Consider the following 24,392-nt stretch of genomic DNA (forward strand, 5'->3'; position numbering starts at 1 on the left):
AGCAGTGTCTCGTGCCCGCCGTCGCCGCGCCGCCGCGCCGCCGCCCCACCGCAGTGTGCTCGCCGGGTTCCTGAGCCTGCTGGGCGAGGTCCTGATCACGGTCGGCCTGGTGCTCGGCCTGTTCGTGGCCTACTCCCTGTGGTGGACGAACGTCCTCGCGGACCGGCAGGCGTCGGCCCGTGGCGACCAGATCCGCCAGCAGTGGCAGACGCCGTCCGGCGGTTCCGCGCCCGTGGAACCGGGGGCGCTCGACACCAAGGACGGCGTCGGGTTCCTGCACGTACCGGCCATGGAGAACGGTGAGGTGCTGGTCAAGGCGGGCACGTCGCCGGAGGTCCTGAACCACGGCGTCGCGGGCTACTACACGGAGCCGGTGAAGTCGGCGCTGCCGTGGGACGAGAAGGGGAACTTCTCCCTCGCCGCCCACCGGGACGGCCACGGCGCGAAGTTCCACAACATCGACAAGGTGCAGAACGGCGACGCGATCGTCTTCGAGACCCGGGACACCTGGTACGTGTACAAGGTCTTCGCCGAGCTGCGCCAGACGTCCAAGTACAACGTGGACGTGATCAACCCGGTCCCGAAGGAGTCGGGCAGGACCTCCCCGGGCCAGTACATCACGCTGACCACCTGCACCCCGGTGTACACCTCGAAGTACCGGTACATCGTGTGGGGCGAGCTGGTGCGCACGGACAAGGTGGACGCGCAGCGCACGCTGCCGCCCGAGCTGCGCTGACGCACCCGCGCCGGCCTCCCCGGCCCGCCCGTCCCGGGAGGCTCCGCAAAGGCCCCTGCGGCCCGCTGTGACGCCATGGAAAAGGTCCGGTCCCCTCCCTGGGGGACCGGACCTCTCGCGGGTGCGGGACGGGGGCCGCTAGCGGCCGCCGCCGCCCGTCAGGCCTCCGAAGAAGCCGCCGTTCCCGCCGTTGCCGTTGTTCCCGCCGTTGTTGTTCCCGCCGTCCTGCTGGCCACCACCCGGCAGTGTGGCGACGTTGACGGTCCCGCCGGTGGCGATCGGCGAGTTCGCGGGCGGGTCCGACTGGACGACGAAGGCGTTGTCGTCCGACGGGCCGCTGATGACACGGCCGAAGACCAGTCCCTTGGCGGCCAGTTCCGCCTTGGCCTGGGCGACGGTCTTGCCCACCAGAGCCGGCACCTGGGTCGCCTGCGCGGCCTTGGCGATCGTGATGTTGACCGACTTGCCGACCTCGATCTGCTCGCCCGGAGCGAACTGCTGCTCGGTGACCGTCTTCGGGACGGCGCCCGGGGCCTCGCTCTCCGTGGTGCTGCCGAGCTTGAGCTTGACGTCGGAGAGGGCCTTGGCCGCCTGTTCCTTCGTCTTGCCCTTCAGGTCGGGGACGACCGCCTTCGTCTGCTCCTTGGCGACCGTGAGGGTGACGGTGGAGCCCTCTTCGGCCTCGTTGCCGCTCTTGGGGTTCTGTTCGAGCACGATGCCCGGAGTCTGGTCGGACTCCTGGGGCTTGCGCTCGACCTGGAAGCCCTTGTCCTTCAGGAGCTTCTCGGCCTCTTCGTACTTCATTCTGAGCACGTCGACGACCGGCACCTTCGGAGAGCCGGAGGAGACCTTCACCTTGACGGTGTCACCCTTGTCGACCTTGGTGCCCGGCTCCAGCGCCTGCGAGCAGACGTTGCCCTTGGGCTGGCCCTTGCAGGGGACGTCGGCTTCCTTCTCGACCTTGATGCCGACGTTGGCGCCGTTCCTCTGCGCCTCCTCCAGGGGGATGCCGACGAACTTGGGCACGGCGGGCCGGTTGTCGGCCGTCTTGCCGAAGAGGGACTGCCCGATGAGGATCGCGCCGACCAGGACGAGGATGCCGGCCGCCACGAGCAGGATCGTCGACGCCTTGCTCTTCTTCTGGCGGCGGTGCGGGCCCTGGTCGTAGCCGTGGCCCTGGTCGCCGTACCCGTACCCGCCGTCACCCGGGGGCGTGGGCGGGAGCATCGAGGTCTGGCCGCCTTCGGCGGTGCGCAGGGCGGTGGTGGGCTGGTCGTAGCCCTGGTGTCCGTAGGCGTGCCCCTGGTCGGGGTAGCCGTAACCGGCCACGCCCATGGCGGCGGTGGCGGCGACGGGCTGGCCGTCGAGGCAGGCCTCGATGTCGGCGCGCATCTCGTCGGCGGACTGGTAGCGGTAGTCGGGGTCCTTGACCAGGGCCTTGAGGACGATGGCGTCCATCTCGGGCGTGATCTCGGGATCGAAGTTCGAGGGCGGCTGCGGCTCTTCCCGTACGTGCTGGTAGGCGACCGCCACGGGGGAGTCGCCGACGAACGGGGGCCGGACGCTGAGCAGCTCGTAGAGCAGGCAGCCGGCGGAGTACAGGTCGGAGCGGGCGTCGACCTGTTCGCCCTTGGCCTGCTCGGGGGAGAGGTACTGCGCGGTGCCGATGACGGCCGCGGTCTGCGTCATGGTCATGCCGGAGTCGCCCATGGCGCGGGCGATGCCGAAGTCCATGACCTTGACCTGGCCGGTGCGGGTCAGCATCACGTTGGCCGGCTTGATGTCGCGGTGCACGATGCCGGCGCGGTGGGAGTACTCCAGGGCCTGGAGGATGCCGATGCACATCTCAAGGGTGCGCTCGGGCAGCAGCTTGCGGCCGGAGTGGAGGAGCTCGCGCAGGGTGGAGCCGTCGACGTACTCCATCACGATGTACGGGATGGAGATGTTGTCGACGTAGTCTTCGCCGGTGTCGTAGACGGCGACGATCGCCGGGTGGTTCAGCGACGCGGCCGACTGGGCCTCGCGGCGGAACCGGGCCTGGAAGGACGGGTCGCGGGCGAGGTCGGCACGCAGGGTCTTGACGGCGACGGTACGGCCGAGCCGGGTGTCGTGGGCGAGGTAGACCTCGGCCATGCCACCACGGCCGAGCACGTGGCTCAGCTCGTACCGGCCGCCGAGGCGACGCGGCTCTTCCATAACGTTCCAGCCCTCTCCGTCAGTCCCGACCGCACCTGTGTGTGGTCCGGCGGTGTGCTGTTCGCGCAAAGGCTACCGGCCGATCGTCGGTGATCGGTTCGCGACCACAGGCTGATATCGGACCGGTACCGTACGCTCGGATCCGGACGGGAGCAGTGACACAGGTCACTTGTGGGTCGCCCCACCGCTCGCCTCCGGCCCCTCGGTCATCCCTGGCTCTTGAGTACGGCTTCCATGACGGCCTTGGCGACGGGGGCGGCCAGGCCGCCGCCGCTGATGTCCTCGCGGTCCGCGCCGCTGTCCTCGATGACGACGGCGACGGCGACGGGCGAGGTGCCGTCAGGGTTCTCCGCGTAGGAGATGAACCAGGCGTACGGGCGCTTCTTGTTGCCCTCGCCGTGCTGGGCGGTGCCCGTCTTGCCGCCGACCTTGGTGTTCTTGATCTTGGCGTTGGCGCCGGTGCCCTTCTCGACGACGTTGACCATCATCTCCTGGACCTTCTGCGCGTTGGCGGCGGAGAGGGGCCGGCTCATCTCCTGCGGGTCGTGCTTCTCGACCATGTCGAGGTTCGGGGCGGTGAGGTGGTCGACCATGTACGGCTTCATCAGCTTGCCGTCGTTGGCGATGGCGGCGGTGACCATGGCCATCTGGAGCGGGGTGGCGGCGGTGTTGAACTGCCCGATGGCGCTCTGGGCGTTGCCGTCCTTGCCCATCTTCTTGTCGTAGACGCTGGCGAAGGCGCGGACGGGGATGTCGATCTTGTCGTTGTTGAAGCCGAACTTCTCGGCGGTCTGCACCATCTTGTCGCGGGTCACCTTGTCGCCCAGGTTCGCGAAGACGGAGTTGCAGGAGACGCGCATGGCCTCGTTGAGGCTGGCCTTCTCGCAGCCGGACGCGTGGTTGACCATCGGGGTCTGCGTGCCGGGCAGGATGTACGGCTCGGGGGTGTCCGTCGGCGCGTTGATGTCGGTGACCGCACCGTGCTCCAGGGCCGCGGCGGCGGTGACCACCTTGAAGGTGGAGCCGGGCGGGTAGGTCTCGCGCAGGGCCCGGTTGACGAGGTTCTTGTCCTCGCTGTCCTTCAGGGCCACCCAGGCCTTCTCGTCGTTCTTGGAGTTGCCCGCGAAGCTGGAGGGGTCGTACGAGGGGGTGGAGACCAGGGCGAGGACGGCACCGGTGCGCGGGTCGATCGCGGCGACCGCGCCCTTCGTGGCGCCGAGCTTCTCGAACGCGGCCTTCTGGGCGGCCGGGTTGAGCGTGGTGACGACGTTGCCGCCCTGCTTCTTCTCGCCGGTGAACATGCCGATCGTGCGGTCGAAGAAGAGCCGGTCGTCGTTGCCGGTGAGGATCGGGTCCTCGAGGGACTCGAGCTGGGTGGAGCCGAAGGCCTGCGAGGCGTAACCGGTGACGGGGGCCCACAGGGGGCCGTCGATGTACGTCCGCTTGAACTTGTAGTCGCTGCCGTCGGTGACCGCGGAGCCGGTGATCGGCTCGCCCTTCACGATGATGTTGCCGCGTTCGGTGGCGTACTGGGCGATCTGGACCCGGCGGTTCTCCTTGCGGGTGCTGAGATCCTCGGCCTGGACGTACTGGATCCAGTTGGTCCGGATCAGCAGCGCGAGGACGAGCAGCCCGCAGAACAGCGAGATGCGGCGCAGGGGCTTGTTCATGACGGGCGGACCACCTGGGTCATCTCGGAGTCGGGGGACGGAGCGGGGGCCGGGGCGGGGCGGCGTGCGGTGTCGCTGATCCGGATGAGGACGGCGATGAGGATCCAGTTCGCGAGGACGGAGGAACCGCCGGAAGCGAGGAAGGGCATCGTCATGCCGGTGAGGGGGATGAGGCCCATGACTCCGCCGGCGACGACGAAGATCTGGAGCGCGAAGGCGCCGGACAGCCCGATGGCGAAGAGCTTGCCGAAGGGGTCGCGGGCGGCGAGGGCGGTGCGGACGCCCCGCTCGATGATCAGCCCGTAGATCAGGAGGAAGGCCATCACGCCCGTGAGGCCCAGTTCCTCGCCGACGGTGGAGAAGATGAAGTCGGAGTTGGCGGCGAAGCCGATGAGGTCGGAATTGCCCTGGCCCCAGCCCGCGCCGAGGACTCCGCCGGAACCGAAGCTCATGATCGACTGGGCGATCTGCTCGCAGGCGCCGGCGTCGGCGCCGTTCCGCTGCCAGCAGCCGAAGGGGTCCAGCCAGGCACTGACCCGGGCGCCGACGTGGCTGGAGAAGGAGGCGACCACGACGGCGCCGCCGACCGACATCAGCAGGCCGATGACGATCCAGCTGGTCCGCTCGGTGGCGACGTACAGCATGATCACGAACATGCCGAAGAAGAGCAGCGAGGAGCCGAGGTCGTTCTCGAAGATCAGGATGAGCAGGCTCATCGCCCAGATCACCAGGATCGGGCCGAGGTCGCGGCCGCGCGGCAGGTAGAGGCCCATGAACCGGCGGGAGGCCAGCGCCAGGGCGTCGCGCTTGACCATCAGGTATCCGGCGAAGAAGACCGCGAGGACGATCTTCGCGAACTCGCCGGGCTGGATGGAGAATCCGGCGACGCGGATCCAGATCTTGGCGCCGAAGACGTCCGCGCCGAGGCCGGGGACGAGCGGCAGGAGGAGCAGCACCAGGGCCGCGACCATCGAGATGTAGGTGAACCGCTGCAGGACGCGGTGGTCCTTGAGGATCAGCAGGACGCCCGCGAACAGGGCGATGGCCAGCGCCGTGTAGAGCATCTGGTTGGGCGCCGAGGGGGAGAAGGCGCCGTAGGAGCGCTTCGCGAGGTTCTGGAGCCGCTCGGACTGGTCCAGCCGCCAGATGAGGACGAGCCCGAGGCCGTTGAGCAGGGTGGCCAGCGGCAGCAGCAGCGGGTCGGCGTACTTGGCGTACCGGCGCACGACGAGGTGCGCGACCCCGGCGAGGGCGCCGAGGCCGAGGCCGTACAGCAGCATGCCGGGCGGCAGGGTGCCGTTGATCGCGAGGCCCACGTTGGCGTAGGCGAAGATCGGGATGACCACGGCGAAGCCGAGCAGCATCAGCTCGGTGTTCCGCCGGCTCGGCAGCTCGATGGCGCCGATGGTGGTCGTGTTGGTGACAACGCTCATGGTGTGGCAGGCCCCCTGTGCCCGCGGGTGTCTACTGCTTGCCGCAGAGGCTGACCACTTGCTGCTCCTGGGGAGTCAGAGTGGAGCCGGGTGTCTGGTTCTGCGCCTCGGCGTTGCGGCGTTCCTCGTCCTTCTTGCACGCGGAGACCTGCAGGCCGAGGTCGTCGAGCTTCTCGCGGGCACCGTCGAGGCTGCTCTCGCTGATGGTGGCCTCGACCAGCTTGCGCTTGAAGGGCGGCAGGTACTTCAGTTCGATGTCGGGGCGGTCGGTCTCCACCTTGGACAGCTCCAGCGGGCCCAGCTTCTGGCTGATGCCGCGGAAGAGCGCGACGTGCTCGCCCTTGACCCCGACGTAGAACTGCGTCTGGGTCCAGCGCCAGCCCGCGTAGAGGCCCCCGCCGACGACGCCGGCGACGAGGAGCAGGGTCAGCGTACGGGTGGTCCACTTGCGCCCTTTGCTGCGGCGCCGGCGGGGCTTGTCGTACGTGTCCTCGTAGCCGCCGTCGGAGTCGTAGGCGTGCGCGTCGGCTTCGCCGAAGCTGCCGTATCCGCCACCGCCCTGGCCCTGGTCCCCGTACCCGTATCCGGGGGCCTCGCCGCTGCCGGGAGGACCGAAGGAACCGGCGGGCGGCGGGGCCTGGCGGCCCAGGCCCGAGGCCCGGCCGGCCGGGGTCTGCATGGCGTTGCCGTCGAAGAGCTGGTGCTGGTTCTCGGCGACCGCACCGACGACGACCGGGGTGTCGCTCAGCTGGGCGGCCAGGGTGTCGCCGCTGTCGGTGTTGAGGACGTCCGCGACGATGCAGGTGATGTTGTCGGGGCCGCCGCCGCGCAGGGCGAGCTGGATGAGGGCCTGCACGGTCTCGTGGGGGCCGTGGTAGTCGGCGAGGGTCTCTTCCAGGGTCTGGTGCGAGACGACGCCGGAGAGCCCGTCGGAGCAGATCAGGTAGCGGTCGCCGGCGCGGACCTCGCGGATGGAGAGGTCGGGCTCGACGATGTCGCCACTGCCCAGCGCGCGCATCAGCAGGGAGCGCTGCGGGTGGGTGGTGGCTTCCTCCTCGGTGATGCGGCCCTCGTCGACGAGCCGCTGCACCCAGGTGTGGTCCTGGGTGATCTGCGTGAGGACGCCGTCGCGGAGCAGATAGGCGCGGGAGTCGCCGACGTGGACGAGCCCGAGGCGCTGACCGGTCCACAGCAGGGCGGTCAGGGTGGTGCCCATGCCCTCGAGCTGGGGATCCTCCTCGACCATGACCCGCAGCTGGTCGTTGGCGCGCTGCACGGCCGTGGCGAGGGAGGTGAGGATGTCGGAGCCCGGGACGTCGTCGTCGAGCTGCACCAGGGTGGAGATCACCTCGGAGCTCGCGACCTCGCCGGCGGCCTGGCCTCCCATGCCGTCGGCGATCGCGAGGAGACGGGGCCCGGCGTAGCCGGAATCCTCGTTGCCCTCGCGGATCATGCCCTTGTGCGATCCGGCGGCGAACCGCAGGGACAGACTCATGTGTACCTGCCCTGTCGACGCTGCCTCCGGGTACAACCGGTCTCGAGCCACACTGCCCACCCTCCGGTCGGGAGCGCGCTCGGGTCCGTGTCCACGGTGGGACGGATCGCCGCGGCTCGCTCGCTCCGCTCGCTCATTCTCGTACTACTTCCGCAGCTCGATGACGGTCTTGCCGATGCGGATCGGGGCGCCCGGCGGAATGGGCGTCGGGGTGGTCAGCCGGGTCCGGTCGAGATACGTGCCGTTGGTGGACCCGAGATCCTCGACGATCCACTGGCCGTCACGGTCGGGATAGATCCTGGCATGGCGGCTGGACGCGTAGTCGTCGTCCAGCACGATCGTGGAGTCGTGCGCCCGGCCCAGCGTGATCGTCTGGCCGGCGAGGGCCACCGTGGTTCCCGTGAGGGTGCCCTCGGACACGACGAGCTTGGTGGGCGCACCGCGGCGCTGGCGCTGCTGCGGAGGCGTGGCGGCGGCCTGCCGCCCAGCCTGCTGCGGAGCGCTGTTGGCACCGCCGCGGCGTGAGCCGCGCTGGGTGACTCGCGTTCCGAACAGGTCGCTGCGGATGACCTGGACGGCCACGATGACGAACAGCCACAGAACGGCTAGGAAACCCAACCGCATGACCGTCAGGGTCAGCTCTGACATTGCCCCCGCTTCACCCTTCGGCTTGCCGGTAAATGATGGTGGTACTGCCCACGACGATCCGCGAGCCGTCGCGGAGCGTAGCGCGGGTGGTGTGCTGCCCGTCCACCACGATGCCGTTGGTGGACCCGAGATCCTGGATCGTCGAGGGCGTTCCGGTCCGGATCTCACAGTGCCGGCGCGATACGCCGGGGTCGTCGATCCGCACGTCGGCTTCGGTGCTTCGGCCGAGTACGAGCGTGGGGCGGGAGATCTGGTGGCGGGTGCCGTTGATCTCGATCCAGTGGCGCCGGGTGGCGCCCGCGCCGGCCACGGGTGCGGGTCCGCCGGGGGCGGGCCTGCGTCCGGCGGGTCCGCCCGGAGGCGGGCCGGAAGGCATGGGCGGGGCGGCGACCGGGGGGTACCCGTATCCGCCCTGCGGGTTCTGGGGGGCCTGGCCGTGGGCCGCCTGCGGCGACTGCGGCTGGGAGGTGCTGGCGGCGAGCGTGCGGCTGCGGACCCGGTAGAGGCCGGTGTCGAGGTCCTCGGCCTTCTCCAGGTGGACCTTGATGGGTCCCATGAAGCTGTAGCGCTGCTGCTTGGCGTAGTCCCGGACGAGGCCCGCGAGCTCGTCGCCGAGCTGGCCGGAGTACGGGCTCAGGCGGTCGTAGTCGCCCGCGCTGAGCTCGACGATGAAGTCGTTGGGCACGACGGTCCGCTCGCGGTTCCAGATCGTGGCGTTGTTGTCGCACTCCCGCTGGAGCGCGCCCGCGATCTCGACCGGCTGGACCTCGGACTTGAACACCTTGGCGAAGGTGCCGTTCACCAGACCTTCGAGTCGCTGCTCGAAACGCTTCAGGACTCCCATGGGGCACCTCCTCCGTCGTTGTCGCCCTGTACTGCTTACTGATCGTATCCACGCGTGGCGGATTCGGCTGGTTCCCCATCGGTCCCGAGCTGAGGAGTGTTGGTCCTCACAAGCGATCGTAGGGGCGCTCCAAGGACAGTGTCCCGCACCGGAGGCGGAGTGCGGGAGGGGCCGTCGGAGCCGGGGTGGAGGGTGCGGGGAAAGGGATGTGAATCCACCCCGTCCGACGTGCTAATGTTTCGACGTCGCCAGGGGAACGGCCCGAAAGGGAAGAACCACTGGGGCGCTGCTCGGGCGAGTGGCGGAACGGCAGACGCGCTGGCTTCAGGTGCCAGTGTCCTTCGGGACGTGGGGGTTCAAATCCCCCCTCGCCCACATCGACGAAACGGTCGTCATCGCGAAAGCGGTGCCGGCCGTTTCGTGTTTCTCCCCTCTTCTCCCTTCTTCTCCCCTCTTCCTCTCCCTTCCGCTTCCGCTTCCGACTTTCGTCGGGCGGGGCGCGACGAAAGAGGGCGGTGCGGGAGGCGGAGCGGTGTCTAGGGTCGGTCGCGTGGATGCGACGGCGAAGATGCGAGCGGGCCGGGACTGGCTGAGGGGGCCGGAGCCCTGGACGCGACGGATGCTGGCGGGCGACCTGCTGCTCGTCGCCGTACTGGCCCTGCTCGGTCTGGGCGTCGAGGAACTGGACAACGCTTCCGGGCCGCGGATGGCAGCGGGCGCCGTGGCCGTACTGGTCCTGACCCTGCTGCGGCGCAGGCTGCCCGCCACGATGCTGGTGGCGGGTTCCGCGGTGGGCGTCTTCCTGCCCGGTGCGTTCCTTGTCACGACGCTGCTGGGCTGGTCGGCGGGGCGCCGCATCGTCGGGGTGGGACGGGCCCTGGCCGCTTTCGTCGGGGCGTTCCTCGCGGTGCTCCTCGCCAGCCTGGTGCACGAGTGGGGGCAGACGCGGCTGCTGCTGGTGATCGTGTTCTCCACGCTGATGTTCCTGGCGACGACGGTCATGCCCGGTCTGGCCAGCCGGTACTGGCATCAGCGCCGGACGCTGCTGCGCGCGCTCCAGGAGCGCAACGCGCAGCTCCTGCGGGAGCGCGCCATGGTCGAGGGCCAGGCCCGGCTGCGCGAGCGCCAGCGGATCGCCCAGGACATGCACGACAGCCTGGGCCACCAGCTGGCGCTGATCTCCGTGCACACCGGAGCGCTGGAGGTGGACCCGGAGCTCACCGCCCGTCAGCGTGAGGGCGTGGGGGTGCTGCGGCAGGCCTCGGTGGCGGCCATGCACGAACTGCGCGAGGTCGTCGGGATCCTGCGGGACGGGGTCGAGGCACCGCTCCCGGTGGAGGAGGCGGCGCAGCCGGCGGCGCGCGGGGTGGCGGGCATCGCGGGGGTCGTGGAGGCGGCGCGGGGCGCGGGGACCGACGTACGGCTGACGACCTCGGGGCAGCCGAGGCCGCTGATGGCGGCCTGCGACCACGCGGCGTACCGGATCGTGCAGGAGGCACTGACGAACGCTTACAAGCACGCGCCGGGCTCGGCGATCGCGGTGGAACTGCGGTACGAGGACGACTCCCTGGTGGTGGAGATCGCCAACGGGCCGGCGGCCGCGGCCGGTGCCGGCGAGGTGGTGTCGGGAGGCCAGGGGTTGACGGGCCTGCGCGAGCGCGCGCGGCTGGTCGGCGGGATGGTGCACGCAGGGGCCACCGAGGGCGGCGGGTTCCGGGTGGCGGGCGTCCTGCCGTACGGGGCGGAGCCGGCCGGGGTCGGGGACGTCGCGGACGACTTCGGCCAGCAGGACCGGATCCGGGCCCTGGCGCCGGAAGGCACGCCCCCCATGGACTGGGCCGCGGTGGACCGGGAGCTGGCGGTACCGGGCGGCAGCCGGACCGGGGGCGTCGTCCTGGGCTGCGGTATCGCGGTGGCGGCGGTGGTGCTCCTGGTGATCGTGATCGGGGCGGGGGTCGTGCTGATGCTCGGCTCGGTGAACGACTCGATGATCGACCGGTCCGACTACGACGCCGTACAGGTCGGCGAGACCGAGCAGGCGGTGCGCGGGCGGCTGCCCAACGGCGACACCATCCTGGTCTCGGGCATGGACCGGAAGGGGCCGCAGCGGCCGGAGGGCTCGCAGTGCCTGGCCCTGCTGTCGTCGGAGCCTTCGGCGGACTTCAGCACCGACACCGTTTTCCGGTTCTGCTTCAAGGACGGCAAGCTCGTCGACAAGCAGGCTTACGAGGTCAAGCAGTAGGAGCGCGGGTGACGGCCAGAATGGTCAGAGTGGTGATCGCCGACGACGAGCCGCTGATCCGGGCCGGGATCAGGATGATCCTGACCTCGGCGCCGGACATCGAGGTGGTGGCGGAGGCGGCGAACGGCCGGGAGGCCGTGGAAATGGCTCTCGCGCACGCCCCGGACGTGGTCCTGCTGGACATCCAGATGCCCGTCATGGACGGGCTGACCGCGCTGGGGGAGCTGAAGCGGGCGGTCCCGGAGGCGCGGGCGCTGATCCTGACCACCTTCGGGGAGCGGGAGAACGTCCTGCGTGCGCTGGGCCAGGGCGGTGCGGGTTTCCTGCTGAAGGACTCGGCACCGGGGGAGCTGATCGGCGCGGTGCGGGCGGCCATGGCCGGGGACGCGTACCTCTCGCCGGCGGCGACCCGGCACGTGGTGGACCTCCTGGCGTCGGGGAAGGCCGCGGCACGGGGCGAGGAGGCCCGGCGGCAGGTGGCGGAACTGAGCGAACGGGAGCGCGGGGTGCTGTCCCTGCTGGGGGAAGGCCTGTCCAACGCGGACGCGGGCCGGCGGCTGCACATGAGCGAGGCGACCGTGAAGACGTACGTGAGCCGGATCCTGGCGAAGCTGGGGTGCGAGAACCGGGTGCAGGCGGCCCTGCTGGCCAGGGACGCCGGGCTGTAGGTACGGTCACCCCGTTCGAGACAGGTGAGCGATCCACAGGTGGGGGCGGCGTCCATGGCGGCGGTAGCGGGGCAGCGGATTGCGGACGTGGCGGGCTTCGCTCCGCGGGGGGCGGCGGGTTCGCCCCGCCAGGAGGGCAAGGCCCTCCGGGAACGCGTGCCGCGGGCGGCGCACGCCCGCTTCGAGGCGCCGGCCGGACGGCCGGACGCGGTGCGCGCGGTCGAGGAGTCCAACGTCGGGCGGGTCGCCGAGCTGACGCCGATCCGAGTGGGCCGGATGGCCGCGAACCCGTTCACCTTCCTGCGCGGGGCGGCCGGGCTGATGGCCCACGACCTGTCCGGCGGTCCGGTGACCGGGGTCGGCGCGCAGATCTGCGGAGACGCCCACGGCGGGAACTTCGGGCTGTACGGGGACGTGCGCGGCCGTCTCGTCATCGACCTGAACGACTTCGACGAGACCGTCTTCGGTCCGTGGGAGTGGGACGTGAAGCGGCTGGCGACCTCGCTGGTGCTGGCCGGGCGGGTGGCGGGTGCCGACGAGGACACCTGCCGGGAGGCGGCGCTGGACGCGGTGGGCGCGTACCGGCGGACGATGCGCCTGCTGGCGAAGCTGCCCGCGATGGACGCGTGGAACGCGATCGCGGACGAGGAGCTGATCTCCCACACCGACGTGCGGGACCTGGTGGGCACCTTGCAGCGGGTCATGGACAAGGCCCGCAACAACACCTCCGCGCGGTTCGCGGCCAAGTCGACCGAGCCCGCGCCGGACGGCGGGCGGCGGTTCGTGGACGCGCTGCCCGTGCTGCGCCGGGTCGGTGACCAGGAGGCCGCGGCCGTGGCGGCCGCGCTGGGCCCGTACCTGCAGACCCTGACGGGCGACCGGCTGCCGCTGCTGGCCCGGTACGCGATCCACGACGTGGCTTTCCGGGTGGTGGGGACCGGGAGCGTCGGCACCCGTTCGTACGTGGTGCTGCTGCTGGACCACCGGGGCGAGCCGCTGGTGCTCCAGGTGAAGGAGGCGCGGCCGTCGGTGCTGCTGCCGTACCTGCCCGCGCTGGGCTTCGCCCCGGCGCCGCCGATGCACGAGGGGCTACGGGTGGTGGCCGGGCAGAAGCAGATGCAGGTGGTCTCGGACATCATGCTGGGCTGGACCACGGTGGAGGGGCGGCCCTTCCAGGTGCGGCAGTTCCGCAACCGCAAGGGCAGCGTGGATCCGGCGGCGCTCTCGGCCGACCAGTTCGACGACTACGGCCGGATGACCGGGGCCCTGCTGGCCCGGGCGCACGCGCACAGCGCCGATCCGCGGCTGCTGGCCGGGTACTGCGGGAAGAGCGCGGAGCTGGACGAGGCGATGGCCGAGTTCGCGGTGGCCTATGCCGACCGGACCGAGGCCGACCACGCCGACCTGGTGGCGGCGGTGCGGGCGGGCAGGATCGCGGCGGAGACCGGGGTCTGACGGCGGCGGAGGCAAGGGCCTGACCGAGGCCGGGGCCGGGGGTCCTGCCGGTGGTCTCGCGCGGGGCGATGTTTCACGTGAAACATCGCCCCGCGCGGTGGGCCGTAGGCTGGCCGGGTGAGCGAGCAGACCGAGCAGCCTGAGCACCCCGAGCAGACAGTCCCCGGCGACTCCGGTGTCCCCGGCGAGGAGCGCCCCGAGGCCCGCCTGGAGCGGGCCGTGCGGGCGGCCGAGCAGGCGCTGATCGAGTTCGAGATCGCGGTGGAGACCTTCCGGGTGGAGGTGGAGAACTTCTCTCGCCTGCACCACCAGAAGCTCGGTCCGATGTACTCGCGGCTCGACGAACTGGACGCGCTGATCGCCGAGGCGAAGGCGGCGCGTACCGGCGACCCGGAGGACCTGCGGCGGGCGCGGGACGCGCGTGCGCTGGTCATGCCGATGCCCGGGGTGGACGAGCTGTTCCACGACTGGCTGGGCTCCGACGGGCTGTCCGACGACGCGGGCGCGATGCTCACCGACCGGCCCGTGCGGCCCCCGGAGCGGGTGCGGCCCTCGGAGGAGGTGCGCCGCCTCTACCGCGAGCTGGTCCGCAAGGCCCATCCGGACCTTGCCCAGGAAGAGGCGGAGCGCGAGCGGCGGGACGCCTTCATCGCGCGGGTCAACGCGGCGTACGCTCGGGGCGAGGAGCAGGCGCTGCGCGAGCTGGCCGAGGAGTGGGCGGCCGGTCCCGCGCCGGAGGCACCGGCGCGGGGCGAGAGCGACGAGCTGTACGCGCGGCTGGAGTGGCTGGCGCGGCGCAAGGAGCTGCTGTCGGTCGTGGCCCGGGAGCTGGAGGACAGCGCGATCGGGTCCATGCTGAGGATGGCGCCCGAGGACCCGGACCGGCTCCTGGAGGAGATCGCGGAGCAGCTGCTGGCGCAGGTGTCCGAGCGGGAGGCGGAGCTGGCGGCCCTCGCCGCCCCCTGAGGTCCGGACGGCTTCCGATAGGTTGGCCGCAGATCAGCGAAGAGAGAAGGCGACAGCTATGAACTTCGGACTGCTTCCCTCGGTGGACGCCGCTGCGGTGCCCTCCGAAGGGTTTGTCCTCGACGTCCGGGAGGACGACGAATGGGCGGCCGGCCACGTCGAGGGCGCCCTGCACATCCCGATGAGCGACTTCGTGGCGCGCTTCGGTGAGCTGACGGAGGCCGTCGAGGACGGCCGCCGGGTGCACGTGATGTGCCGGGTGGGCGGGCGCTCCGCGCAGGTCACCCAGTACCTGGTGCGCCAGGAGATCGACGCCGTCAACATCGACGGTGGGATGCAGGCCTGGGAGCGCGCCGGCCGCCCGATGGTCACGGACAACGGCACCCAGGCCTTCGTGCTCTAGGGACGGTCCTGCGGCAGGGCAGTGGCCGTGCCGCTGTCAGGACAGGGGGTGGGCGGCCAGCAGGTCGCCCAGGGCCTCCTCGTGCGCCGCGGCCGGGCCGAGCTGGAGCTCCAGCTGCTTGGCCCAGGCGTGGTACCGGTGCAGCGGGTAGTCCGTGTCGGCACCGAAGCCGCCGTGCAGGTGCTGTGCCGTCTGCACCACCCGGCGCACCCCCTCGGAGGCCCAGATCTTGGCGACGGCGACGTCACCGGCGCTCGGCAGCGGGCCCCCGGCTCCGCCGGTCGCGGCGTCGAGGCGCCAGGCCGCCTGCCAGAGGGTGACCTCCATGGCGCGCAGGTCGATGTAGCGGTCGGCGGCCTGGACGGCGACGGCCTGGAAGGTCGCCACCGGGAAGCCGAACTGCTCGCGCTTGCCCGTGTACTGGCTGGTCATGCCGAGAACGGCCTCGCCGAGACCGAGCGCGAGGGCGCAGGTCCCCGTGGCGAGGAGCTGGCGGAGGCGGTCCCAGGCTTCGGGAGCCTCGATGAGGTGCGTCGCGGGCACCCGTACGCCGTCCAGGGCAAGTTCGGCGAGCCGCTCCCCGCTGGTGGAGTACTGCTCGGCGAGCGCGAGCCCGCCGGCGGTGCGCGGGACCAGCGCGAGGACGGCCTCCCCTTCGCCGGTGTGGGCCGGTACGGCGATCCAGTCGGCGCTCTGGGCCCAGGGGACCGCGGTCTGGGTGCCGTCCAGGACCCAGTCCCCGCCGGGCGCCTCGCGGCGGGCGGTGACGGCGAGTTCGGCCGGGTCGTGCCCGCTGCGGCCGTGCGCGGCGGCGGTGAGCACGAGCGTGCCGCGTCCGGCGCCGGGCAGCAGGGCGGCGGCCAGTTCGGGGCCGCCGTGGGCCTGGACGGCCATGGCGGTGGCGCAGTGCTCCAGCAGCGGCACCCGGGCCAGCACCCTGGCGGCCTCGCGCAGCACCAGGCACAGGGCGATGGCGTCCAGGCCGGCGCCGCCGCGTTCCTCGGTGAGGACCAGGCTCAGCAGGTCGGACCCGGCGAGCCTGGCCCACAGGGGGCGGTCGAAGTCGTCGGCGACGGCCCCCGGGGTGAGTGCCGGGCTGGGCACGCCGTCGGGGGCGACGTCCGCGAAGACGGCCTTCGCCGCCTCGACGGCGGCCTGCTGCTCCTCGGTGAAGGTGAAGTCCACTGCCTGTCCTCCCGCGCACCCGCTCGGTCCTGTCCTGACGGTGCGTCAAGATAGAACACGTTCCTGAAATTGGACAGGGGCGGGGCGGGCGGCCGGTTCAGCGGTCGAAGTCGATCTCCACTTCCTCCGTCACCGGATGCGACTGGCAGGCCAGCACGAACCCGGCATCCGTCTCCTCGGACTCCAGCGCGAAGTTCCGGTCCATCCGCACCTCGCCGGAGACCACGAAGGCCCGGCAGGTGCCGCACACCCCGCCCTTGCAGGCGTAGGGGGCGTCCGCGCGGTTGCGCAGCACCGCGTCCAGCAGCGACTCGCCGTCCTGGACCGGCCAGGTGCCCGAGCGGCCGTCGAGCCGGGCCGTGACCCGCCCGTGCGCGGGCGCCGCCGCGGTCGCCGCGCGGGCCTGGGGCGCGGTGTCCTCGACGTGGAAGATCTCCTCGTGGACCCGGGTCCGTACGACGCCGAGCGTGCTCAGTGCCCGCTCCGCGCCCTGCACCAGGCCGTAGGGCCCGCAGAGGAACCAGCCGGTCACCTCCGTGACGGGCAGCAGCCGGGGCAGCAGGCCGGCCAGCCGCTCCTCGTCGAGCCGCCCGGACGGCAGCCCGGCTTCCTGCTCCTCCCTGGAGAGGACCGTGACCAGCTGGAACCGCGCGGGGTAGCGGTCCTTCAGGTCGGCGACCTCCTCCAGGAACATCGTCGACGCCGCCGTGCGGTCACTGCGCACGAGGCAGAACCGGGCGTCGGGACGGGCGGCGAGCAGACTGGCGGCGATGGACAGCACGGGAGTGATGCCGCTGCCGCCGACGACCGCCGCGTAGTGTCCGGCGGCCGGTGCGGCCGCGGGGTCCAGGACGAACCGCCCGGCCGGGACCATCACGTCCAGCACGTCCCCCGCGGCGATCTCCTTGTGCGCAAAGGTGGAGAACTCGCCGCCTTCCACCAGCCGCACCCCGACCCGCAGCAGCTCCGGGCCCGGGCCGTCCGCCGCCGGCGCGGGGGAACAGATCGAGTAGGTGCGCCGGACCTCGGTCCCCTCGGGGGTGGACCGGCGCAGGGTGAGGTGCTGTCCCGGTGCGTGCCGGTACTCGGCGCGCAGCTCCGGGGGCACCCGCAGGCTCAGCGCCACCGCGTCGTCGGTGAGCCGGTCGACCGCCGCCACCGTCAGGGGGTGGAAGGCGCCGTGGCGGGCGGGGCGCCCGGTGCGCCCGGCAGCGGATGGCACCGGCGGCACAGACGGCGGGGACACGGCCATCTACAGCTCCTTGAAGTGGTCGAACGGTTCGCGGCAGGCGGTGCAGCGGCGCAGCGCCTTGCACGCGGTCGAGGAGAACCGGCTCAGCAGTTCGGTGTCGGTGGAGCCGCAGTGGGGACAGCGGACCGACAGGGTGAGCGGGACCGGTCCGCCGGCCGCGTGCGGGCGCGGCGGGGCGATGCCGAACTCGGCGAGCTTGCGGCGGCCCTCCGCGCTGATGTCGTCGGTGGACCAGGCGGGGGCCAGCACGGTGGTGACCCGCACCTCGCGGATGCCGTGGGCGGTCAGGGCCCGTTCGATGTCGGCGGACATGGCCTCGATGGCCGGGCAGCCGGTGTACGTCGGGGTGAGGGTGACCTCCGCGTGCCCGTCCTCGTGCATCCGCACCCCGCGCATCACGCCGAGCTCGGCGAGGGTGAGCACGGGCAGTTCGGGGTCCGGGACGGAGCCGGCGAGCGCGGCCAGCTCGGCCTCCAGGCGGGTCGTCCCGGAGTCGGTCACCACGACGCCCCCGGATGGCTGCGGTGCAGGTGCTGCATCTCGGCGAGGAGCCGGCCGAACGACTCGGTGTGCAGGCCCTGGCGGCCGGCGCCGGCGGCCCAGGCCCCGGTGCGCGGCCCCGCGGGCAGGTCGAGCCCGGCCCGGTCCAGTACGCCGGTCACCGCGGCCAGCCAGCGCGCTTCGAGAGCGGCCGGGTCCAGCTCCTCCAGCCCCGTCACGGGCTGGAACATCTCCCCGGTGTACTTCCACAGGGCGTCCAGGGCGGCCCGCATGCGGTCGCGGCTCTCCGGGGTGCCGTCACCGAGGCGCAGGGTCCACTGCTCGGCGTGGTCGCGGTGGTACGCGGTCTCCTTGACGGCCTTGGCCGCCAGCGGCGCGAACGGGCCCTCGCCGCGCGCGAGTTCCCCGTAGAGCTCGTGCTGGTAGAAGGAGAAGAAGAGCTGCCGGGCGATGGTGTGGGCGAAGTCGCCGTTCGGCTGCTCGACGAGCTGGAGGTTGCGGAAGGACCGCTCCTCGCGCAGGAAGGCCAGCTCGTCCTCGTCACCGACCAGGGACAGCAGGATGCGGGCCTGGCCCAGCAGGTCGAGGGCGATGTTGGCGAGGGCGACCTCCTCCTCCAGCACGGGGGCGTGGCCCGCCCACTCGCCGAGGCGGTGGGAGAGGATCAGCGCGTCGTCGCCGAGGGCGAGGGCAGCCGCGGTGGTGGCGGTGGCGGTGGTGTCCGTGCCGGTCACAGGTGGCTCACCCCCTCCGGGATGTCGTAGAAGGTGGGGTGCCGGTAGGGCTTGTCGGCGGACGGGGCGAAGAACGGGTCTCGCTCGTCCGGCGAGGACGCGGTGATCCCGGTGGAGGGCACCACCCAGATCGAGACGCCCTCGTTGCGCCGCGTGTAGAGGTCGCGGGCGTTGCGCAGGGCCATCTCCGCGTCGGGGGCGTGCAGGCTGCCCGCGTGCGTGTGCGAGAGGCCGCGCCGCGAGCGCACGAACACCTCCCACAGGGGCCAGTTCTGCGTCATACCCGTGCCTCCTCGTTCTTCTCGGCGATCCGTGCCGCCTGCTTCTCCGCATACGCCGCGGCCGCGTCGCGCACCCAGGCGCCTTCCTCGTGCGCGGCGCGCCGCTGGCTGATCCGCTGCTCGTTGCAGGGGCCGTTGCCCTTGAGCACGTTCCAGAACTCCGCCCAGTCGATGGCGCCGAAGTCGTGGTGCCCGCGCTCCTCGTTCCACCTGATGTCGGGGTCGGGCAGCGTCAGGCCCAGGGCCTGCGCCTGCGGGACGGCGATGTCCACGAACCGCTGGCGCAGCTCGTCGTTGGAGTGCCGCTTGATCCGCCAGGCCATCGACTGCGCCGAGTGCGCCGACTCGTCGTCCGGCGGGCCGAACATCATCAGCGAGGGCCACCACCACCGGTTCACCGCGTCCTGCGCCATGGCGTGCTGCGCCTCGGTGCCCTTGGACAGCGTCATGAGGAGCTCGAAGCCCTGGCGCTGGTGGAAGGACTCCTCCTTGCAGATCCGGACCATGGCGCGGGCGTACGGGCCGTAGGAGCAGCGGCAGATCGGCACCTGGTTGGTGATCGCCGCGCCGTCCACGAGCCAGCCGACGGCGCCGACGTCCGCCCAGGTCAGGGTGGGGTAGTTGAAGATCGAGGAGTACTTCTGCTTGCCCGAGTGGAGCTTGTCGAGCAGCTCGTCCCGGCTGGTCCCGAGGGTCTCGGCCGCGCTGTAGAGGTACAGCCCGTGTCCGGCCTCGTCCTGGACCTTGGCCATCAGGATCGCCTTGCGGCGCAGCGAGGGCGCGCGGGTGATCCAGTTGGCCTCGGGCTGCATGCCGATGATCTCGGAGTGGGCGTGCTGGGCCATCTGGCGGACGAGGGAGGCGCGGTACTCCTCGGGCATCCAGTCGCGGGGCTCGATGCGCTCGTCCGCCGCCACGGCGGCGTCGAAGGCCGCGGCGAGCTGCGCCCCCAGGTCGGCCGTCGTGCCCGGCCCTTCTGTCCCGAGGGCCGTGTCCGGCCCCGTCTCCGGTGTCACTGCCACCATCGCGGCCCCCTGTCAGAGTGTCCCGGCCGGCCTTCCGGCCAGCCGACCGACCGATCGTTCGGTTCGTCCTCTTCAATGGTGAGACGGCGGCCCGTAGGGTGTCAACCTCTGTGGTCAACCCTGTGGACGCCGGACGATCGGGGCGGGATGGATTCGAACGAGCACGAGGCCGTGGGAGGGGGCGCGGAGAAGACCGCGGAACGAGCCGCTCCACCGCCGCCGCGAGTGCCCGGGATCGCCGGGCTGTGCACTCCCTACCGGATCCTGGCCGCGCTGGCACTGGGGGCGGTGGCCGTCGCCGCCGGCACCCACCTGGCGTTCGTCTTCCTCCACGTGGCCCCGTCCAACACGGTCAGCAAGCAGCACGCGCGGACCGTGGACGCGTGGATCTACCCCGAATTCGAACAGAACTGGAAGCTCTTCGCCCCCAACCCGCTCCAGCAGAACATCGCGGTGGAAGTGCGCGCGCAGGTGCGCACCGCCGAGGGGGAGCTGGTCACCACCGACTGGCGCGACCTGTCCGCCGAGGACGGCGCGGCCATCCGCCACAGCCTCCTGCCCAGCCACACGGAGCAGAACGAGCTGCGCCGTGCCTGGGACTTCTTCACCGGCTCCCACGACGAGGACAACACCCCGAACGGCGAGCGCGGCGCACTGTCCGAGGAGTACCTGCGGCGGATCGCGGTCGACCGGCTCGCCCCCGTCCACCGGGGCGGCCACCTGCTGCGGGTGCAGTTGCGCTCGGCGACGACGGCGGTGGCCGCGCCCAGCTGGAGCGACGAGACGACCGACACCCGGACCTACTACCGGGAGCTGCCGTGGTGGACGGTCTGATCCGCGTGCGCCGGGCCGCCGGGCGGGCGCTCGCACAGGTCACGGGGCGGGCGCTGGGCCCGTACCAGAGCGCCGTGATCCGCATCGGCTTCGCCGGGACCTGGCTGTTCTTCCTGCTGCGGGAGTTCCCCCACCGCAGTGAGCTGTACGGCCCGGACGGGCCGTGGAGCTGGGAGCTGGCGGAACGGCTGATCGCCTCCAACCACGCCTTCACCGTCCTGATGTGGTCCGACTCCACCCTGTGGTTCGAGACCGTCTACGCCCTGTCCGTGCTGGCGAGCGTGGCGCTGCTGCTCGGCTGGCGCACCCGGGCGGTGTCCGTGGTGTTCATGGTCGGGGTGCTGTCGCTCCAGAACCGCAGCGTGTTCATGGGCGACGGCGGGGACAACGTCATCCACCTGATGGCGATCTACCTGGTGCTGACCCGGTGCGCACAGGTGTGGTCGCTGGACGCACGCCGGGTCCGGACGCGCGGTGCGGCGACGGCCGGGCCGGGCGGTCCCGTGCTGTGGGCGCTGCTGGGTGCGGTGCTCGCGTACGGCGCGGTGACCGGACGGTTCGGTCTCGGCTGGCTGGCGGCCTTCGCGGCGCTGTGGGTGGTCGCCGGGCTGTGGTGGACGGCCGACCGGTACGACCCGGAGGGGGAGGGCCGGGCGGTGCTGGACGTCCTGGCGAACCTGCTGCACAACGCGGGGATGCTGGTGATCATGGCGGAGGTGTGCCTGATCTACGCCACCGCGGGCTGGTACAAGATCCAGGGGTCGCGGTGGCAGGACGGGACGGCCCTGTACTACCCGCTGGGGCTGGACTACTTCACGCCGTGGCCGGGGCTGTCGCAGATGCTGGCGAGCAGCGGGACGCTGGTGATGCTGCTGTCCTACGGGACGGTGGCGGTTCAGGTGGCGTTCCCGTTCACCCTGATCAACCGGCGGATCAAGAACGTGCTGCTGGCCGTGATGATGCTGGAGCACGTGGGGATCGCGGTGCTGCTGGGCCTGCCGTTCTTCTCGTTGGCGATGATCGCCGCTGACGCGGTGTTCCTGCCGACGGTGTTCCTGGTCTGGCTGGGGGTGCGGGCCGGCGCGCTGAGGCCCGGGCGGGCGGCGGCCGGGGCCGGCCCGTCGCGGGCACCCGCGGAGGCGGCCGTCCCGCCGGGAGCCGTGGACGCCGAGCCCCTGCCCGCCGCCGCCGCTGCGGAGCGGAGCGGGGTCGGGTCCTGAGGTGACCCGAGGCGCCGTTGCGGGGCGGGGCCGGTCGGCGGCTACCGGGCTGGATGCGGGCCGGCGGGGCCGCCGGGCGGGCGGGGCCGGACCGGTGGGGGCGGGGGGACGGCCTAGGGTCGGGGGTATGGGTGAGTGGGGAAGTGCGGACGAGACGGTGCGGCAGTGGCGGGAGGACGCCGGGCGGGAGGATGTGGTCCTGCTGGACGGGTTCCACGCGCTCAAGCACGCCCTTCGCTTCGGGGCCGAGGTACGGATGGCCGTCGCGGAGGACCCCGGCGCCGTACGGGTGCTCGCCGCCGAGCTGGCTCCGGATGTCGAGGCCGACGTGGCCCGGCTGGTGCGGGCGGCGCCGCTGAAGGGGCTGCTGCCCCGCGTGCACCCCACCGGGGTCGCGGCGCTGGCCGTGCGCCCCGACCCCGCCGTCCGCCGGGCGAGCCTGCTGCGGCAGCCGCGGCTCGCACCCGTCGTGGTGCTCGACAACCCCCGCAACCTCGGCAACGTCGGCGCCGTGGTCCGCCTCGCCGCCGGCTTCGGCGCCACCGGTGTGGTGACCCGCGGCGACCTCGACCCCTGGCATCCGAACGTGGTCCGGGCCGGGGCCGGGCTGCACTACGCCACCACCGTCGAACGCCTCGCACTGGACGAGCTGCCGGCGGGGCCGCTCTACGCGCTCGACCCGGAGGGCGAGGACATCCGCTCCCTCACCCTCCCGGACGACGCCCTGCTCGCCTTCGGCTCGGAACGCCACGGCATCTCACCGGAGCTGCGTGGCCGGGCGGACCACCTCGTCGCCCTGCCCATGCGGCCGCAGGTGTCCAGCTACAACCTCGCCACCAGCGTGGCCATGACCCTCTTCCACTGGGGCGGCCCGGCCGCCCCGTAGCGCGGCGACCGTACCGAGTCCGGCCGTGAGCAGGATCGCGGCCGCCGCGCCCAGCGTGGCACCGTCCGGGCGGATCAGCGGCTGGCCCCGCAGGGCCTGCCAGGTCAGCAGGGCGAGCACCGCCGCGTACGCCGCACCGCCCACGAGGACCAGCCGGACCCGCACCCGCTCGTCGCGCAGCCGGGAGAAGCGCGGGGCGAGGGCGGCGAGGACGAGCACGAGCAGCGGGATCAGCTGAAGGGCGTGCATGCCGAAGAAGTGGGGGATGCGCAGGTCGCCGCCCGTGGTGGACCAGCCGGTGAGGAGCATTCCGGGGCCTCCGTCGGGCACGCCCACGCTGTGTGCGCCGTTCTCCACCACCTCCGGTCCGGCGGCGTCGAGCCGCCGCTGCTCGGCGGTGGGCACCGTCATCAGGGCGGCGAGGGCGGCGCCGATCAGCGCGAGGACCGTGGCGATCCGGATCGACCAGGCCGCGGCCCGGTCGGCCGTCCTGGCCCGCCAGAGCAGCACGGCGACGACCAGGGTGCCGAGCCAGAGCACGACCACGGTGTCGGCCATGAGGTCGTAGACCCGGGCGTCGAAGGCCGTCGCGTGGTTGAAGTGGCTGCGCACGCCGCGGACCACCTGAAGGGTGATCAGCAGCATCTCCCCGGCGCTCGCGGCGACCACGACCGTGCCGGCCCACCAGGCGGTCCGGCGCAGCCGCGGCCGCGCCTCGCCCAGCAGCGAGATCATCCAGGCCAGGCTGAGGCAGTAGGCGACGAACGAGACCGAGAACTTCAGCGGCTTGGCCCAGATCGGTGCTCCCGTCAGCACGCGGTCGTCGACCAGCAGCCCGACGGCCGAACCCAGTGCCCAGACGGCCATCACCAGGGCGAACACCACCAGTGGGCGGTGCCAGGTACGCCAGGAGGACAGCATCATTCATACCCCCGTCATGAATGGATAGTGGCACTCGCCACTATCTGATAGTGCCACTATCTATGATGGGGAGGGACAGGGCAAGCAGAAAAAGGGTGAACGCACGTGCGCATCGGAGAGCTGAGCCGGCGGACCGGGGTGCCGGTACCGACGATCAAGTACTACGTCCGGGAGGGGCTGCTCCCGCCGGGCGAGCTGACGAGTCCCAACCAGGCCAGCTACGGGGACCTGCACGAGCGCAGGCTGCGGCTGGTCCGCGCGCTGCTGGAGGTCGGCGGACTGCCGGTGGCGGCCATCGGCGAGGTGCTGGCGGCCATCGACGACAAGGAGCGGCCGGTGCACAAGCTGCTGGGCGCGACGGCCCAGCGCCTGGTGCCCGCTTTCGGCAACGGTCGCGGCGACGGCGGGGGCGACGGCGACAGCGACGGCGGGGGCGGTGCGGCGGACGCGGAGACCGTGCTGGCCCGGGAGCGGGTGACGCGGCTGATCGAGGAGCGCGGCTGGCGCGTCGATCGCGGCGGCAAGGCCGTCGAGGCGCTGGTGTCGGCGCTCGCCTCGCTCGCGCGGGTGGGGCACGGCGGCTTCGTGGACGTGCTCGACGACTACGCGGAGGCGGCCGAGCGGGTGGGCCGTGCGGACCTCGACTACACCGCCCGCCGGGTGGCCCGTGAGGATCTCGTCGAGGCGGTGGTCGTCGGTACGGTGCTGGGCGACGCGGTCTTCGCCGCGCTGCGCCGGATGGCCCAGGTGGACGCCTCCGCCCGCACCTTCGGGGAAGAGGCGTCCAAGGCCTGATC

At 72.0% G+C, this 24,392-nt stretch carries 22 protein-coding genes, 1 tRNA gene and 1 pseudogene; 11 read left to right on the forward strand and 13 right to left on the reverse strand.

Translation table 11 applies throughout. The annotated features are described in order from the left end of the window. Positions 1 to 4 precede the first annotated feature (4 nt). The gene (locus ACFWUZ_RS11585; protein ID WP_384370778.1) at positions 5 to 736 is read left to right on the forward strand and encodes a class E sortase; all 732 of its coding nucleotides are present in this window, start codon (positions 5 to 7) and stop codon (positions 734 to 736) included. A gap of 138 nt (positions 737 to 874) precedes the next feature. Here ACFWUZ_RS11585 and pknB read toward each other — a convergent pair whose 3' ends face one another. From pknB to ACFWUZ_RS11615, 6 genes are all read right to left on the reverse strand, one after another. Continuing rightward, entirely contained in the window at positions 875 to 2,932 is a 2,058-nt protein-coding gene (pknB, locus tag ACFWUZ_RS11590) for a Stk1 family PASTA domain-containing Ser/Thr kinase (protein ID WP_384370780.1), read from the reverse strand. Positions 2,933 to 3,138: 206 nt separating this feature from the next. Next, on the reverse strand, positions 3,139 to 4,602 hold the full coding sequence (locus tag ACFWUZ_RS11595; RefSeq protein WP_384370782.1) for a peptidoglycan D,D-transpeptidase FtsI family protein: 1,464 nt from the start codon (positions 4,600 to 4,602) through the stop codon (positions 3,139 to 3,141). Further along, positions 4,599 to 6,035 carry an FtsW/RodA/SpoVE family cell cycle protein gene (locus ACFWUZ_RS11600; protein WP_384370784.1) on the reverse strand — a complete coding sequence of 479 codons (1,437 nt, stop codon included), beginning with the start codon at positions 6,033 to 6,035 and terminating at the stop codon, positions 4,599 to 4,601. Before ACFWUZ_RS11600 ends, ACFWUZ_RS11595 begins: the two co-directional genes overlap by 4 nt. 31 nt (positions 6,036 to 6,066) lie before the next feature. Next, complete coding sequence (locus ACFWUZ_RS11605; protein WP_384370786.1) at positions 6,067 to 7,530, reverse strand: PP2C family protein-serine/threonine phosphatase; 1,464 nt, start codon at positions 7,528 to 7,530, stop codon at positions 6,067 to 6,069. A gap of 144 nt (positions 7,531 to 7,674) precedes the next feature. Then, on the reverse strand, positions 7,675 to 8,178 hold the full coding sequence (locus ACFWUZ_RS11610; RefSeq protein WP_384370788.1) for an FHA domain-containing protein: 504 nt from the start codon (positions 8,176 to 8,178) through the stop codon (positions 7,675 to 7,677). A gap of 10 nt (positions 8,179 to 8,188) precedes the next feature. After that, complete coding sequence (locus ACFWUZ_RS11615; RefSeq protein WP_384370790.1) at positions 8,189 to 9,022, reverse strand: FhaA domain-containing protein; 834 nt, start codon at positions 9,020 to 9,022, stop codon at positions 8,189 to 8,191. 292 nt (positions 9,023 to 9,314) lie between these two features. Here ACFWUZ_RS11615 and ACFWUZ_RS11620 point away from each other — a divergent pair. The 6 genes from ACFWUZ_RS11620 (at position 9,315) to ACFWUZ_RS11645 (ending at position 14,756) form a co-directional block, all read left to right on the forward strand. Next, positions 9,315 to 9,397, forward strand: a tRNA-Leu gene (locus ACFWUZ_RS11620). A 193-nt stretch (positions 9,398 to 9,590) separates the two neighbouring features. Then, positions 9,591 to 11,264: a sensor histidine kinase gene (locus tag ACFWUZ_RS11625; protein ID WP_384370864.1), complete on the forward strand. Its 1,674-nt coding sequence runs from the start codon at positions 9,591 to 9,593 to the stop codon at positions 11,262 to 11,264. A gap of 20 nt (positions 11,265 to 11,284) precedes the next feature. After that, a complete protein-coding gene (locus ACFWUZ_RS11630; protein WP_384370866.1) occupies positions 11,285 to 11,932 on the forward strand; it encodes a response regulator in 648 nt (215 codons plus the stop codon). 54 nt (positions 11,933 to 11,986) lie between these two features. Beyond that, complete coding sequence (locus ACFWUZ_RS11635; RefSeq protein WP_384370792.1) at positions 11,987 to 13,387, forward strand: DUF2252 domain-containing protein; 1,401 nt, start codon at positions 11,987 to 11,989, stop codon at positions 13,385 to 13,387. Positions 13,388 to 13,504: 117 nt separating this feature from the next. Then, entirely contained in the window at positions 13,505 to 14,353 is an 849-nt protein-coding gene (locus tag ACFWUZ_RS11640) for a J domain-containing protein (protein ID WP_384370794.1), read from the forward strand. A 58-nt stretch (positions 14,354 to 14,411) separates the two neighbouring features. After that, complete coding sequence (locus tag ACFWUZ_RS11645) at positions 14,412 to 14,756, forward strand: rhodanese-like domain-containing protein (RefSeq protein ID WP_384370796.1); 345 nt, start codon at positions 14,412 to 14,414, stop codon at positions 14,754 to 14,756. Between the two features lie 36 nt (positions 14,757 to 14,792). Here the strand turns inward: ACFWUZ_RS11645 and ACFWUZ_RS11650 are convergent, their stop codons facing one another. From ACFWUZ_RS11650 to paaA, 6 genes are all read right to left on the reverse strand, one after another. Continuing rightward, a complete protein-coding gene (locus ACFWUZ_RS11650) occupies positions 14,793 to 15,941 on the reverse strand; it encodes an acyl-CoA dehydrogenase family protein (RefSeq protein ID WP_384370798.1) in 1,149 nt (382 codons plus the stop codon). A 97-nt stretch (positions 15,942 to 16,038) separates the two neighbouring features. Continuing rightward, complete coding sequence (locus tag ACFWUZ_RS11655; RefSeq protein ID WP_384370800.1) at positions 16,039 to 17,193, reverse strand: 2Fe-2S iron-sulfur cluster-binding protein; 1,155 nt, start codon at positions 17,191 to 17,193, stop codon at positions 16,039 to 16,041. Next, positions 17,194 to 17,697, reverse strand: a complete 504-nt coding sequence (paaD, locus tag ACFWUZ_RS11660) for a 1,2-phenylacetyl-CoA epoxidase subunit PaaD (RefSeq protein ID WP_384370802.1) — start codon at positions 17,695 to 17,697, stop codon at positions 17,194 to 17,196. Continuing rightward, the gene (gene paaC, locus ACFWUZ_RS11665) at positions 17,691 to 18,428 is read right to left on the reverse strand and encodes a 1,2-phenylacetyl-CoA epoxidase subunit PaaC (protein ID WP_384370804.1); all 738 of its coding nucleotides are present in this window, start codon (positions 18,426 to 18,428) and stop codon (positions 17,691 to 17,693) included. The genes paaD and paaC overlap by 7 nt, the downstream gene beginning before the upstream one ends. Next, positions 18,425 to 18,709 carry a 1,2-phenylacetyl-CoA epoxidase subunit PaaB gene (gene paaB, locus ACFWUZ_RS11670; protein WP_384370806.1) on the reverse strand — a complete coding sequence of 95 codons (285 nt, stop codon included), beginning with the start codon at positions 18,707 to 18,709 and terminating at the stop codon, positions 18,425 to 18,427. The genes paaC and paaB overlap by 4 nt, the downstream gene beginning before the upstream one ends. Then, positions 18,706 to 19,734: a 1,2-phenylacetyl-CoA epoxidase subunit PaaA gene (gene paaA / locus ACFWUZ_RS11675; protein ID WP_384370808.1), complete on the reverse strand. Its 1,029-nt coding sequence runs from the start codon at positions 19,732 to 19,734 to the stop codon at positions 18,706 to 18,708. Before paaA ends, paaB begins: the two co-directional genes overlap by 4 nt. Before the next feature lie 147 nt (positions 19,735 to 19,881). Between paaA and ACFWUZ_RS11680 the strand changes: the two genes are divergently transcribed. The 3 genes from ACFWUZ_RS11680 (at position 19,882) to ACFWUZ_RS11690 (ending at position 22,674) form a co-directional block, all read left to right on the forward strand. Further along, complete coding sequence (locus ACFWUZ_RS11680; protein WP_384370810.1) at positions 19,882 to 20,568, forward strand: DUF5819 family protein; 687 nt, start codon at positions 19,882 to 19,884, stop codon at positions 20,566 to 20,568. Continuing rightward, positions 20,553 to 21,788 (forward strand): HTTM domain-containing protein, encoded by a 1,236-nt coding sequence (locus ACFWUZ_RS11685; RefSeq protein WP_384370812.1) that lies wholly within the window; start codon positions 20,553 to 20,555, stop codon positions 21,786 to 21,788. The genes ACFWUZ_RS11680 and ACFWUZ_RS11685 overlap by 16 nt, the downstream gene beginning before the upstream one ends. Before the next feature lie 127 nt (positions 21,789 to 21,915). Beyond that, on the forward strand, positions 21,916 to 22,674 hold the full coding sequence (locus ACFWUZ_RS11690) for a TrmH family RNA methyltransferase (protein ID WP_384370814.1): 759 nt from the start codon (positions 21,916 to 21,918) through the stop codon (positions 22,672 to 22,674). Here ACFWUZ_RS11690 and ACFWUZ_RS11695 read toward each other — a convergent pair. Beyond that, positions 22,651 to 23,598 (reverse strand): annotated as a pseudogene (locus ACFWUZ_RS11695) (hypothetical protein); the annotation flags it as partial. The gene ACFWUZ_RS11690 and the pseudogene ACFWUZ_RS11695 overlap by 24 nt on opposite strands. A gap of 102 nt (positions 23,599 to 23,700) precedes the next feature. On the opposite strand from ACFWUZ_RS11695, the gene ACFWUZ_RS11700 reads away from it, so the two are divergent. Beyond that, the gene (locus ACFWUZ_RS11700; protein WP_384370816.1) at positions 23,701 to 24,390 is read left to right on the forward strand and encodes a MerR family transcriptional regulator; all 690 of its coding nucleotides are present in this window, start codon (positions 23,701 to 23,703) and stop codon (positions 24,388 to 24,390) included. The last annotated feature ends 2 nt before the right edge of the window (positions 24,391 to 24,392 follow it).

Origin of the sequence: Streptomyces sp. NPDC058646 (assembly GCF_042716875.1) — a bacterium.
Taxonomy (GTDB): domain Bacteria; phylum Actinomycetota; class Actinomycetes; order Streptomycetales; family Streptomycetaceae; genus Streptomyces.